Below are 14,393 nucleotides of genomic sequence, written 5' to 3'. Positions count from 1 at the left end.
ATAATCTTTATTGCAAACATATTTAAACATCTATGAGGTAATAAAATGGAAATAAAAAAAACAAACAATCATTCCCTTGGCATACTTGTCACAGGTGGCTCTTACTTAATCTGGGGTATCCTCCCGATCTATTGGAAAATGGTACAAAGTGTCCCCTCCCATGAGATTCTGGCCCATCGCTTTTTCTGGTCCTTTGTGTTTGTACTGGCATTGTTGTTAGTCATCGGTAAGTTCCGATCCTTTATTTGTGAATTTCGGCAAATCGCTTCACAACCGAAAAAACTTTTTGCCATGTTTTTAGCTTCCGCTTTAATTTCTGTAAACTGGTTTACTTATATCTGGGCTGTTAATCACAATCATATTATAGAAACCAGTTTGGGTTACTATTTAAACCCTCTCATTAGTGTATTGCTTGGGATCATCGTATTAAAGGAGAAACTCTCTTTTTGGCAGATGTTTTCTTTCTTATTAGCTACCCTAGGGGTTTTGAATATGGCTCTGCACTCAGGTGCCATGCCTTGGATTGTCATTATCTTAGCTACAAGTTTTGCCTTATATGGCTTAAGTAAGAAAATGGTAAATGTAAGTGCTATCACCGGTATAGCGATTGAAACACTATTTATGACACCCTTTGCCCTAGGGTATTTGTTATATGTTCATAAAAACGGCGCCGGTGCCTTTGGCCTAGATGTTCCCTATCTATCCTTGCTGTTAATGGGAGCTGGTGTGGTTACAGCCGTACCGCTGATTCTGTTTGCCAGTGGGGCAAAACGCCTCCCCCTCTCTCTGGTAGGTTTTTTACAATATATTGCTCCCACATTGGCATTAATGATCGGTGTATTTATATATCACGAACCCTTTAACCATACCCATTTACTCTCTTTTTCAATCATCTGGTTTGCCCTGGTTATTTTTTCCCTGGCCAAAACGAAGCCTTTTATTCAATTGGAAACCATCCTTTACAAGAAGTTATCCCACGGGAAGCGACAGGTTACCTAGGAAAAGCCAGCATACTGTCACCCCGAGCAAAGCAAAGGATCGTTAGGAATCTACAAATTGTTAAAAAAGGAGTATTGCTTGCTACTTGAAAGTAGTTTTGCAATACTCCTTTAACTTTTATCCTAAAAAGTACAGGGGAAAATTTTCATTATGACGGGCAATTATTATTGATTTTTTCTAAATCTGAGTACATAATTAATTTGAGGAGTCTTCTATGCCGCCCTGCAGTGAAATCGCTGTGGGACGGCGTCTTGTTTTTGTTACCACTAAAGCGCTTTGTGACCGAATGGTTTCCTAATACTTAAATCGATTAATCTCTTCTCTCATATTGGCAGCCAAGTTGTTTAATTCTTCTGCAGAACTGGTTAACTCCTCAACTGTGGCTGTTTGCTCCTGGGTATATTCCGCAATACCAACCGCATCTTCTGCAGTCTTAGCAATAATTGAAGCAAATTGCCCTACCTCTTTTTCTATTAATTGACTATCACGTCGGATTTCCGAAGACACTGCAACCAAAGATGCTACTCCGTCCGATGTAACCTGGCTTTTTGCCAATATATCCTCAAAGGCACTAACGACATTATTCGAATTACCCTGTTTTACAGTTAGGACAACCACTGAGTCAATGTCACTTCTAATATCCTGGACTAAGGCCCCGATTTTGTTGGTAGCATCAGAGCTTTGGGATGCCAGCTTTCTTACTTCCTCTGCTACCACGGCAAATCCACGGCCCGAATCACCTGCTCTGGCAGCCTCAATGGCCGCGTTTAGGGCCAGAAGATTCGTTTGATCAGCAATAGAACTAATGGTATCCACAATTGTATTTATTTGGTGGGTTTTTTGGTTCAGTGTCTCAATTGAGGAAGCCATTTGTTTTACCAAATGCTGGCCATTTTTTGCAGTAAAATAGGCCTGGTCTGAAGAACTTTGGCTGTTTTCCAGTTCTTCCTGCATTTTTAATAGTTGCTTATTTAACTTGCTGATAAAGGTATTAATTTCAGACATTTTACCCCTTTGAACCTGCGCTGCTTCTGCAATATTCTGTACCTTTCCAGAAACGTCATTGGCAGCTGTAGCGGAAGTCTCTGAAATATTTTTAAACAACTCAGAAGATGATGTTAGTTTTTCAATTCCACTGTCAATCGATGCCAGCATCCTTTGTAAATCATTAGCTAATTTTTTAAATGCTGTTCCTAATTCATCATTCCCTGTAATCCTGTAGGAAAAATCGCCTTTTTCAACCAGTGTCACATATTGCTTAATTGGTTTAAGAATGGAGTTTGTTACGAAGGTGACTACTACTAAGAGAAGCAGCGCAATGATCAGCATTGCCTTCCAGGTATCCTGCTCCAATTTGTCAGACAGAGCATAAACTTCTTCCAGAGGGCTTACGGCAGCAATAGACCACCCGTTTATATTGGCTGGTTTATAATTAATAATCATTTTATGATCATTAATAACCGTTTCCTCAACACCACTTCCCTGGGCCAGCATCTTTTTTAGGATATCTTTGTATTGTTGATTCGTGGCGTTATCTTTGAGAGGGTTTTCCTCCAGTAGCTTTTTCGTTTCTGGGTGACCAATGTATTCACCATTTTTATTTAGCATAAAGGTATAGCCATTTTGGGATATCTTCTTACTGGTTACACGATCGGATATAAATTCTAATTTAATAAAACCAACCACGACCCCAATCTTTTCATTGGCTTCATTATAGATAGGGGCACCCAAACCGACAATTTTGCGACCTGTGCTGGTAGAAAAGGTAGCATCGGCAATAACAGATTTACTCGTTTCCCAAGGTGTTTTGAAATACTCCTTATCCGCAATGTTTTTCCCATGATGTTCAGCACCCTCTGAGTGGGCAATTTCAGTTCCTGTGGGATCACAAATTAAAAGGTGAGAATACTGTGGGTTATCCTTAATAAAACGTTGAAAATATGGCTCCGCTTGTTGGTAATTCATCGATTTTACAATGGGGGTATGGGCTAGTTCCATGACAATTCTTTGTTCAGCCTCTAATATGTCACTTAAATTGGTGCTTAATAACTGTTGTGTTTGGATACCATATTGTTCTTTAAGAATCATTTTTGACTTGTTAATGCTATAAAAACTGTAGCCACCCAGGGGTAGTAAAGTTATTACAATAAATGAGATTAACAACCTCACTCGTAAACTTCCCCACCATACTTTGCCCGCTCCCTTCATTATGCAACCCCTTCCAGAATATTATAAATTTTTCATGGCATTAATAACATATTTTAACAACTATCTAGATTGTGAAATGTCTTGTAATTGACAATGCCAAAATATTGACCTAAAAGGGTCAATTAAATCAAGGAATGTACAAGGTATACGGCTGTACCCCAAATAATCAATGCTGAAATTTTGTTTAACCCTTTAAGCCACTTGCCCTCCCCATCTTTTTTGCCTAATAGTCTACCTGCCAAAGCTAAGCCAATAAACCAAAACCAGGAAACTAGAATGGCTGCTAGGGCAAACAGCCACTTGTCATTACCGGAATAATGAAGTGAGCTGGTGCCAATGACACCTACTGTATCAAGAATAGCATGGGGATTGAGTAACGAAACTGAGGCCGCAAATAATATCTGCTTTTTAGGAGGCATCGCTTCTGGTTGTTCCTCGGCGTTGCTGCCAACTGTGCTGCGCCAAGTGGCCCAGCCCATATAAATTAAAAATATTATTCCTAAACCATACAATACAGTATTTAACCAGTTAAGCTTTAGTACGAGGACGGATACACCTAGTACAGCCATCGCTATAAGCATGGTATCGCAAATTGCGGCAGTAATAATAACCGGAGCTGCCTTAAATAGGGTGGGTTGGTTGGCTCCCTGGTTAAATACAAAAACATTTTGTACCCCCAAGGGGAGTATTAGACCAAAGGCCAATAAAAACCCGTGAATAAAAGCATCCATTTCTAATCCTCCCATCCTCTGTTACTTCTAGTACGAAGGACCAGAGCAAAATTAAGCTCAGCCTATTTAATATCTGGCTGAGCTTGGTTAACGCTATTTATGATAGAGCTTTTTAAACTGGACAACAGCCTCAGCAATGGCCTCGGCTATTAGCATCTGATTGCTGTCTTCAAACAAGAACTGATCTTCCTGGGGATTTGAAATGAAGCCTGTCTCCACTAGAACGGACGGCATTTTGGTATGTTTAATAACATAGAAGCCTGCTTCCTTCACCTTACGATCCACTTGATGGGTCTTGGTTAAAATAGCTCTGTGAATTAAATCCGCAAGGGTTTTATCGCTACCGTAAAATGCATAGGTTTCTAATCCTGATACCCCGGAATTCGCCGCAGCATTGGCATGGATGCTAATAAAGCAAAGGGGGTTGAGCCGATTGGCCAATTGAGCTCTCTCGTCTAAAGATAGGAAAGCAGCATCTTCTTCCCTTGTCATTACCACAGAAAAGCCACGGTCCTCCAGAGTATTTTTTAATTTCTGGGATATGGCTAGGTTGACGGTTTTTTCCCATCTGCCGCTGGCTCCAATCGCTCCTACGTCTTTACCTCCATGGCCCGGATCAATGACAATAAGGTTACTCTGACTGTTAACCACTTTATTGGTGTACCCTTCTTCGGGTGGTGCTGGTTCCCTTTTGGTCAAAGTGATCATCAGCTTGTCCTCCAGCTGGTTTGCTTGATACCCAGTGGTAGTCCGGTCCTTCAGTTGGAGCACCACCCTTGTTACGTCACCAGGGTGAACACCCAATTTTATCGCATCTAAAAATTGACTCTCTATGGTTGGGTCAGCACCCACCCTTTGGGCTGTATTCGCTAGATCAAAGACAATCCGATCTGGATTCTTTAACTCAAAAACATTGTTCGTGCCTTGTTTTACGGATATTTCAATTACCGCTTGGTCTTCTGTTTCTACAAGGGAAATATCCGTAAGTTCTCTGTTAACAGACCCACTTCCATCCGCATCATCATCTTGGTCCTGGTGGTTATTCTGAACCCGCTCAATAATAACCCTTTTTTCATTGCCCTGCCAATTTACCGTTGCACCTAGCTGTTCACTGATAAACCTCAGTGGTACCATTGTCCGATTGGCCATCATCTGTGGCGGAACATCCATCTGGTTGGGTATGCCATTTATATATGAAGTTTTATTATTAAGTTTTAATTTAAGTACATTGTTCTGGTCCGTAATCGTTACAGTTTGCGTGCTTTTTTCCCAATCCACAAATGCCCCAAGGGATTCGGAAATCACCCTTAAAGGAACCAATACCCGGCTATTAATAATTTGTGGTGCAACATCGGTCTCAATGAATTGGTCATTAATCATCAATTCTGGTGTCTTGGCCAGTGCCGGTGTTGCTGCGAATAGGAAGCAAACAATCATTATGATACTGTATAGTTTTTTCAATGTCCTCTCCTCCCCTATCAAATTATACTGTAAAATTAAGTGGTTTAGGGGGGGAATTTATAACTTTTTAAGATTATGGCGGACAAACGCCCTTTCCTAAAAGGAAAATTAAAGGGTATGAAAGGCCGTTAGCCTTCATACCCTTTGTGTCCTCCGCTAAATTGCGATTCTCCGGCTGGTTTTCCAATGTAATAACCCTGGGAAAAATTTACCCCCAGTTTCCTGAGTTCTTGAATAATTTCATCATTTTCAACAAACTCCGCTACGGTCTTTTTGCCTAGAGAATTGGCAACTGTTTGAATTGCCTGCACAAAGGCCAGCTGAGTAGGGTCTTGGTGTATATTACGCACGTAGGAACCATCAATTTTTATATAATCCACCGGTAATTCCCGAAGATAATTAAAGGAAGAAAAACCAATACCAAAGTCATCCAAGGCAAAGGGGCAGCCCAGTTCTCTTAATCTATTAATCCAGTGCCCTGCTTGAACAAAATCCTTTACTGCCACGGTTTCCGTTATCTCAAAACCCAGACGAGAGGCATCTATCCCGCTGCTAAAAATCTCTCCCTCAATGATTTGTAACAGTTTCTTATCTCCCAGACTTACGCCAGAAAGGTTGACAAAAAGTTTGATTTCCGGATTCTTTTCTAGGATTTTTATGGCACTCTCTACCACTAACTGATCAATCTGTGACATTAAGCCAAATTTTTCTGCGATGGGAATAAACTCCCCGGGTAATAATATCTGCCCCTGTGGGTCCCTTAAGCGTAGCAGAACCTCGTAGTGTACGATGTTTTCTTCGTAATTGTTTACCACCGGTTGAAAGAGTAAGATAAAGCGGTTTTCTCTAATTCCCGTCCGAACAATATCAACCATTTCCGTGGTCCTAGAAAAATTGGCAGCCGCTATTTCATTGGGGGAAATAAGCACGACCCTGTTTTTCCCCCTTTCCTTGGCCATACGCACTGCAATATCAGCATGGGTTAAAAGTTCCTTGCTATCCAGTGTTCCATCCACCATGACAACACCCATACTGATGGTTAGGTAATAACAAACCCTTTGTCTGACAATACAGATCTCTGCTTGTTCAATGGACATTCTGATTTTTTCCGCTACCTCATTTACTTGCTGTAAATTTTCCGCTTCTAGCAATAAAGCAAATTCGTCCCCGGATAAACGGGCAATGAAATCATCCGCTCCAAGATGATTTTTTAAAGCTGACACCAGTGATATTAATAGTTCATCGCCGCCAGCATGACCCAGCACGTCATTAACCAGATTAAAATTATCTACATCGATCAGTACCAGTGCCTTTGCCTGGCCGCCCTTGGCTTCCTCGATAGCCTTCTTTAGCCTTTCCTCTAATGAATATCGGTTGGGTATTTGGGTTAAATAATCATGGGTAGCCAGATAGGCCATTTGCTCTTCGGCTTTTTTTCGTACGGTTATATCCTCCACCAGACAGATAAATAATTTTTGTTGTATAGAAGAAACAATAAGCCTAGCCCAAATAATTCTGCCGCTCTTATGAAAATACCGTTTAACCATTTCGAAGGAGTCACGTTTTCCCGTTAATATTTCCTGATATAAATTCGTACTTTCCTGTAAGTTACCGGGGTGAGTAACTTCCTTGTAGGATTTACCGATCAATTCTTCTTCACTATACCCCAGTATTTGCTGCAGTGCTGCATTGCTTTCAATTAAACTGCCATCTAAATCGGTGATAGCAATACCCATGGCTGCCTTTTCGAAAATAGTTTTAAAGTATTCTTTATCAAACTGCTGCAAGTTCACCTGTTCACAATGCACCTAACATCACCCCCTCGCCTGTTAATCTAGCTAAAATAGTTTATTCACTAACTTCCATAAATAATCAGGATTACCTTCAGTTGGTAATAAAAAAAGTACTGTCATCTATTTATTTTTGTATGACCTCTTCGGTTTATGATAGAATAACAGAAATTAACTCTTGGGGAGCAATTTATGGAAACTACGATAAAGAGGCATTATCAAAACAACAAGAAACAGTATGAAGGTCAGCTAGCTGGGCTAAGGAAGACAGATAATTCACTTGTTCTATACCGCAGTCTGGCCGCCCTAAGTATGGTTGGCTTATTGATTTATGGCTATATGAAGGGTTTCCCAAACTTTTATTTTTATGTTCTACCCGTTCTTTTCGTGTTTGTGCTAATGGTACAAAAGCATAAAAAAGTAAGAAGGAAAATAATTCATATAGAAAACTTGCTTCAGATTAATCTTTGGGCCTTGGCCAGAATTTCCGGCCACTGGACAAAGTTTTCCTGGCGTGGGGAATCATTTCTAGATCCGGAACATCCCTTTGCCAGTGACCTCAATATCTTTGGTCAAGACTCACTCTTTCAATATATCAACGCCGCCAATCTGGTTACGGGAGAGCAGGCACTAGCAAAGCTGTTCCTTGGCCCAACCCGTGCAGAGGATATTAACGACCGCCAGATGGCGATTCAGGATTTATCCTCCCGCTTGTCCTGGCGCCAACACCTGCAAGCCACTGGTATGTCCACCCAGTACAGGCAAAATGACCTGGTTAATTTATGGGAATGGGCCAAACAAGGACCCCTTTTGGCAAATAAAACATACATTTATCTACTCTGGCTATTGCCCTTGACCACCTTGGTCTGTTTAATTTTAATGGCATATCGCATCGTTCCTACCTCTGTGCCTTTGGCCCTCTTAATTTTGCAAGTACTATTGGTAGTTGTGGGTCAGGTTTTTATAGCCAAATCCTTGCAAAATACGGAAAGAATCTCAGAAGAATTGGAACGTCTTGTGCTGCTTTTGAAGCATATTGAGGAAGCAACTTTTCAGGCCCCACTGCTGGTGACACTCCAGAAAAAATTGGTGCAGAAGGATCAAAAGGCTTCCCAACAAATTAAGGCACTGGCTAAAATAGCTACTTTAATTAATTTAAGAAACTCGGTGGTCTATCATTTTATTAATGCCTTAATCTTCTGGGATCTCTATACAATACGTGCTATGGATCAATGGAAGTCTCGGTATGGTCTATTTTTGGAAGAGTGGTTTGAAATTATCGGTCAATTCGAAGCTTTGTCCAGCATAGCAGCTCTGGCCCATGACAATCCACATTGGGTCTTTCCCAAGGTCTCTGAGGCTGGGCCATCCTTTTCGGCCACCGACCTGGGACACCCATTAATAAATGAAGCATCCCGAATCTCTAACAATGTCTCTTTGCCTCAGCCCGGGACCATCCATATTATTACCGGTTCCAATATGTCCGGCAAAAGTACTCTGCTGCGCACAGTGGGTATTAACCTTGTGCTGGCCTATGCCGGAGCACCTGCCTGCGCCAAAAACATGCACTGTTCTCTCATGAACATTTACACCAGTATGCGAATTCAGGATAACCTGGAGCAAAGTATTTCTTCCTTTTATGCGGAACTGAAACGCATAAAATTAGTCATAGAAGCTGCCAACCAGGGCCACCCTCTGATTTTCCTGTTGGATGAAATATTCAGAGGTACCAACTCCCGGGATCGCATAGCCGGCGCCAGAACAATTATTAAAAATTTAGCCAAGCAATCGGTGATTGGTTTTGTTACCACCCATGACCTGGAGCTTAGTACCCTGGCATCAGAATATCCGCAACGCATTAAAAATTACCATTTTACGGACGCAATCATAAATAATGAAATGACCTTCGATTACCGCTTGAAGGAAGGGGTTTCCCAGACCACCAATGCCATCGCTCTAATGAAAATGATTGGTATTGATGTTTAATCTACACAAACAAGCAGTCATTGTGTCGACACGACAAATACTTCTAGCGAAAAGAAAACAAAAAATTAAAACCCGGTCCTTATCTTTCAAGGCTTACCGGGTTTTGAGTTATTCATCAGGGTTTAAGACTGTTTCTTATCGATTCAACTACAAAAGTCAGGTTGTATAACTAGACCCCCCTTAAATTCAGGATACTTTTTATCAAAAAGGCATTCATCATTGAAAAGTATCTTTTTTACCTGGAAACAACATATTGTCCTCTGCCATTGCGCTTTGCCTGATATAGGGCAGCATCCGCCACTTGAAACACTTTTTCATATGGTTTTGTTTCATTCACCAATACGATGCCAATGCTGACGGATATTGTTACGCCATCTATGGTTTTATGCACAAACTTACTCAATTGCTGACATTTTCTCTGCACAAATTCACCCGAAGGGATATCCTTCATATATATGCAGAATTCATCACCACCAAGACGTCCAATGATATCAGTGTTTCGGAAGATACGTTTCAAATCCCTTGCTAAATCTTGCAGTACCCGATCACCTGTATGATGGCCAAGACGGTCGTTTACATTTTTAAACAAATCCAAATCTACCAGCAAAAAAGCATCCATGGTACCATGGCACCGCTGAGCGATCCTTTCCACAATCAGCTCCTTACTGGTTGCAGCATTATACAGACCGGTTAAGCCATCCCTTTGGGCCTTGGAAATAAGAGCTTCTTTTTCTGCAGCTTCCTCACTGATGTCAATTAGTTTTCCAATGATATATTCTACTTTTCCATTGCTGTCACATACACTGGAGTTAATTACTTTAAACGTGCCCGCCCCACCGTCAGCCAGAGGCAGTTTTATTTCGTAGGTTGTGTTATATCTTTCCGGTTTACATAGCAATTCCGCATTGGGGTTTTTAAACTGTAAATTCACTAAGCTATTTTTCAGCATGCCGCTGGATTCATCAATGGTTCCCTGTATTTTAAAAAGCTGGCTGCACTTCTCAGACAACACCAGCAAATCCTTCTTTATGTCATATTCATAAAGATACTCGTTGGAAATTTCAGCCAGAACCTCATACCGTTTATTCTGCACTTTTAGCTTGATATTTGAGTTGATATTGCAATAAATTCCATATGTCAGTAAAGCAATGACAACAAAAGCAATGACCGCTATTTCTGAGCCATAGGATTTAAAAAGCATTGCGGGGGTAATTTTTCTTTCAACATGGGAGGTAACATCCAGAACGATATTCTGCATTTGATTTTCACTGATTGCACCCAATGATTTATTTATAATAACTTCTAATAATTTATCTTTGTTGATAAACCCCAGGCAGTATTCCCTTGGCTCCTTTTCCTGTGGAATGGTCACAATATGATTATAGCCATTCTGAAGTGTATAAAATACCACCGAATATGCATTACCATAACCATAATCTGCTTCTCCAGATTCTACGGCATCCAAACTCTCTTCCCGGGTGTTAAAGTAAATCGCATTTTCTTCTTTGATTCCTTTCGGAAGTTTACTGCCTTTTACAGCAGCATAGATTTTATCATTCAGTTTATTTGCATTGACTGAAGAATGTACATAGAGAATCGTTGAGGACTTTAGAAACGGTCGGGATAAAACCATGTCAGGAAAGGAATAACTGGAATAATTATAGGGAATCCCAACAAAAATATCCGCTTTTTCTTTTAAGACTTGATCCAACGAATCTACCATCTTATATTCAAAAACAAGCCCTGTCAGCTTGGAGATTTCATCCATTACATGACGGGAAATGCCCTGCATTTCTCCATTTTCATCAGCATATTGAAGGGGTGCTGCTCCATCTAGCGTTATTACCTTTAGTACCGGGTTTTTTGAAATATATTCCTTTTCCTCCTGTGTCAAATTTAAGGGCCGGGCCTCTGCAGTGATTGCCAATACCATTACAAAAAACCAGCAAATACTTACCAGCAGGGTTTTTTTAACCATCCGTTTGTAAAAAATAATGTTTTTGTACCCATCAAGAATCATGTAGCATTCCCCCATCAGCTAAGCAACGGATATATGTACCCCACATGGATTATTTACTCAACCAACCCTCTATGCAAAAAACACAATTCAAAATTTTGCAGGCTAAGTTAACCCTTATTATACTATCTAATATATATCTCCTCCATACAAGTTTAAGGTTTTCAACTGCCATAATAACCCAACAACGGAAGACTTAAGGAAACTGAATGGGGTCAGGCCTGCAGCATGGCAATATTGTAAAAGTAAAACATAATCCTGCCATGCTGCGGGCCTGACCCCGGCTACTAATCTACTTTCATTTTTACAACACTCAAAACGCCGTCCCGTTCATTGGTCAGGACAATTTCACCCTGATGTAATTTAAGTATTCGCTGTACAATGGTTAGACCCAGGCCATATTTTCCTTCATGGCCTTTCTGAAAGGGCTTGAATATACCCTGTAAAATATGGGGCTCGATCTGGGAACCATCATTCCAAAGGGTGAGCATGACTTCGTGATTCCTATTAAACCTGAGATTGATCTCAATTCGTGACTTTGCATAACGCAGATGATTGTCGAAAAGGTTTTCAACCATGGCCCGCAAGGTTTCTGCATCACCCATTACGGTACCTTCCTGGAGGTCTAACTGCAGGGTTATGTCAGGCCTTTGCAGGCTTAGCCGCTGGACACTTTTTTCGATCAACTTATCAAATTGTACCTCTTCCTGCATCGGCTTTCTGTTTGACAAATAATCCAGACGTGTTAAATAAAGAAGTTGTTTAATTAATTTCTCCAATCTGGCCCCTTCTTCGTCGATCACCTCGATACTCCCGTTCGGATCACCCTTTGGGTAGATACCATCCTTCATCGCTTGGGCATAGCTGCGAATAACCATCACCGGTGTTTTCAATTCATGTGATATATTTTGCAGCATGGTTTGCTGCGTTTCATCTTGTTGAATGAGTTGCTGTCGCATGGTATCAATCGAGGCAGCCAACTGGCCAATTTCATCATTTCTCTTTATTGCCAAAGGCTCATGCCAATTCCGATTGGCAATGCGCTTAACATGCTGTTCCATCAGCGTAAGGGGTCGGGTGAGGTAGCGCACGATGAATAGCGACACAAACCAACTGGCCACCAGAGCAAGCCCCACATAGAGCATCAGATTAAATAAGAACTCCTTGACAAACCGATCCTCCTCCGGTTTTCTTAAAAACATAACCTGATACAGGGGGCGTTCATAAGCCATGTCTTTGATTATAACGTAGCGAATGGCAATCTGCCCATTGCGGCTTTCATAGAGTTCCTTAGACAATAGCTGGGATTCTGCATTTTGCTTTATTTCTTGTAAAAAGGACTGCTGAAAAGCTTGTTTAGCCTGCAGGGGTAAGGTTGTTCCATCCCCCAGCATGATAAAACTGCGTATATGAAAACCCCGGTCATTCAGTGGTTCCACTTGACTCCTGGGTGGTTCGCGGGGCGGCACCGGTTCCAGCATTTTATCATTAAAGAAACTGCGAATGAGATGAGGGGTGAAGATTAGTACCACCAGGTACAATGATAAGCTAACCACGGAAATGGCCAGCCATATTTTAACCGTCAGCGATAGGTTTTTCATTTTGCCAGCACCCTGTAGCCATAGCCATAAACCGTTTCAATGCGTAACTCCGGCAGCTTTTTTCTGATGCGCCGTACCAAGTCATCCACCGAACGGTCGGTACCAACATAATCCTCTCCCCAAACCCAGTTAATAATTTGCTCCCGAGAAAGTGCCTGCCCCTTGTGCTTAGTAAAAAATAACGCTAAATCATATTCCTTTGAGGTTAACTCAATAACCCGGTCATCCCTGCTGATTTCACGCTTCGACTCATCCAACAGATAGGGTTCCAGATATAGGTTTGGTTTTTCTAACTCTGCAAACTTATTGTATACCCGTTCCAGAACCCTCCGGGCACGGATAACCAGTTCCCTGGGCAGGAAAGGTTTTGCCAAATAATCATCGCTGCCCATTTCCAGACCCATAATACGATCTATATCAGCATCCCGGGCTGAGATAAAAATCACCGGCATGCCTGGTGCTTCCTCTTTAATGCGTCGCAGCAGTTGGTAACCATCAATGTCCGGCAGCATAATATCAAGAATCCAGAGATGGGGACATTCATCAATAACTCCCAAGGCAGATTGCCCATTTGTAAATGACCGCACTTCCCAACCTTCCTTTTGCAAATAGGAGGTTAGGATCTGGTTTAAGTTTAATTCATCCTCAACTAAAAAAATTTGATACATCTCCCACACACCCTACCTGTAAATTGGCCTTCCGCCCCATATGAAAAAGCCCAGACCCCCAATCAGTAGGGAGTCTGGTTTTGCTTCCTTAATTTGATTCTGTTAATTTATTGGACAACTGCTGGTTTTTCTCCTTCAATTGTTCTAACATCTGAGGCAAAAATTCTTTAATTTTAGTTTCATCGTTGGCTGCTATTGCCTCATGGAACGAAGCCATTGGGTTATCTTTAGCGTCTTTTCTAAGATCAAGATTGCGTTTTTTCATTTCTTCTTTCGTTTGTTCCTTGGTCAATTTATCGCTTTTTACATCTTCCCGGGTCACTTGGAGTTGTTGCTTTGCTTTATCGGATAGTTGAGGTTGCCCTTTGAAGCCTTTTTTATCTCGGATCTTTTCTAGGCCAAGGGCCTGTAGTTGTTCCTGTGCTTGTTCTTTGGTTATTTTTCCATTTTTAACATCTTCACGGATGGCCTCTACTTTAGCTTTTACTTCCTCGGATAATTCCGGCCTTTGCTCATTGACAGGCCGCTTGTCCTTCATCTCTTCCCTTAACTGGTCCTGCTTAGCCAGGGCACTTTGCCATTCTGTCAAGCTGTCTGGTGTATATTTGGTTACCAGTTCAATAAGCTTCTCATTGAACTCCTGCTGTTTTTCTTGATTAAAGGGTTGGTGGTGGGCAAAGCCTTTATGGCCTGCCAGCTCCGCCTTACCATTGACTGCATCAGCGGCAAAGGCAGCAGAGGGTACCAATACAGCAAAGGCCAAAAGAGTGGATACAGCTTTGGTTTGCCAGTTTTTCATTTCGTTTATTCCTCCCTCAATGAAATAAGTTTTTCTTTCATTTACTCACTCATTCTTACAATTTCAAGTACATCCAAACAAGGTATTCAGGAATAAGTTTGAATAAATAACATTATATGGTTGATGGGGATGT

At 41.3% G+C, this 14,393-nt stretch carries 10 protein-coding genes; 2 read left to right on the top strand and 8 right to left on the bottom strand.

Features of this window, described 5'->3' with window-relative positions; all coding sequences use genetic code 11:
* Nucleotides 1–45 precede the first annotated feature (45 nt).
* Nucleotides 46–999, top strand: coding sequence for an EamA family transporter RarD (gene rarD / locus V6C11_RS07770; RefSeq protein WP_333530570.1), 954 nt, complete (start codon nt 46–48; stop codon nt 997–999).
* 294 nt (nt 1,000–1,293) lie between these two features.
* On the opposite strand, the gene V6C11_RS07765 is transcribed toward rarD, so the two are convergent.
* From V6C11_RS07765 to V6C11_RS07750, 4 genes are all read right to left on the bottom strand, one after another.
* Entirely contained in the window at nt 1,294–3,207 is a 1,914-nt protein-coding gene (locus V6C11_RS07765; RefSeq protein ID WP_333530569.1) for a methyl-accepting chemotaxis protein, read from the bottom strand.
* 122 nt (nt 3,208–3,329) lie between these two features.
* A complete protein-coding gene (locus tag V6C11_RS07760) occupies nt 3,330–3,938 on the bottom strand; it encodes a LysE/ArgO family amino acid transporter (RefSeq protein WP_333530568.1) in 609 nt (202 codons plus the stop codon).
* Between the two features lie 93 nt (nt 3,939–4,031).
* The gene (locus V6C11_RS07755; protein WP_333530567.1) at nt 4,032–5,399 is read right to left on the bottom strand and encodes an N-acetylmuramoyl-L-alanine amidase; all 1,368 of its coding nucleotides are present in this window, start codon (nt 5,397–5,399) and stop codon (nt 4,032–4,034) included.
* 128 nt (nt 5,400–5,527) lie between these two features.
* Nucleotides 5,528–7,207, bottom strand: coding sequence for a putative bifunctional diguanylate cyclase/phosphodiesterase (locus V6C11_RS07750; RefSeq protein WP_333530566.1), 1,680 nt, complete (start codon nt 7,205–7,207; stop codon nt 5,528–5,530).
* A gap of 174 nt (nt 7,208–7,381) precedes the next feature.
* On the opposite strand from V6C11_RS07750, the gene V6C11_RS07745 reads away from it, so the two are divergent.
* The gene (locus tag V6C11_RS07745; RefSeq protein WP_333530565.1) at nt 7,382–9,175 is read left to right on the top strand and encodes a MutS family DNA mismatch repair protein; all 1,794 of its coding nucleotides are present in this window, start codon (nt 7,382–7,384) and stop codon (nt 9,173–9,175) included.
* 235 nt (nt 9,176–9,410) lie between these two features.
* Here V6C11_RS07745 and V6C11_RS07740 read toward each other — a convergent pair whose 3' ends face one another.
* The 4 genes from V6C11_RS07740 to V6C11_RS07725 all read right to left on the bottom strand — a co-directional run bounded on the left by V6C11_RS07740 (nt 9,411) and on the right by V6C11_RS07725 (nt 14,260).
* The gene (locus V6C11_RS07740) at nt 9,411–11,195 is read right to left on the bottom strand and encodes a transporter substrate-binding domain-containing diguanylate cyclase (protein WP_333530564.1); all 1,785 of its coding nucleotides are present in this window, start codon (nt 11,193–11,195) and stop codon (nt 9,411–9,413) included.
* 284 nt (nt 11,196–11,479) lie between these two features.
* A complete protein-coding gene (locus tag V6C11_RS07735; RefSeq protein WP_333530563.1) occupies nt 11,480–12,793 on the bottom strand; it encodes a sensor histidine kinase in 1,314 nt (437 codons plus the stop codon).
* Nucleotides 12,790–13,461, bottom strand: a complete 672-nt coding sequence (locus tag V6C11_RS07730; RefSeq protein ID WP_333530562.1) for a response regulator transcription factor — start codon at nt 13,459–13,461, stop codon at nt 12,790–12,792. The genes V6C11_RS07735 and V6C11_RS07730 overlap by 4 nt, the downstream gene beginning before the upstream one ends.
* Before the next feature lie 88 nt (nt 13,462–13,549).
* Nucleotides 13,550–14,260, bottom strand: a complete 711-nt coding sequence (locus V6C11_RS07725; RefSeq protein ID WP_333530561.1) for a hypothetical protein — start codon at nt 14,258–14,260, stop codon at nt 13,550–13,552.
* Nucleotides 14,261–14,393 lie beyond the last annotated feature (133 nt).

Source organism: Desulfotomaculum sp. 1211_IL3151 (genome assembly GCF_036763075.1).
Classification (GTDB): domain Bacteria; phylum Bacillota; class Desulfotomaculia; order Desulfotomaculales; family Desulfotomaculaceae; genus Desulfotomaculum.
Note: the sequence above shows the minus strand (reverse complement) of the source record. Positions and strands in the feature narration are given on the sequence as shown.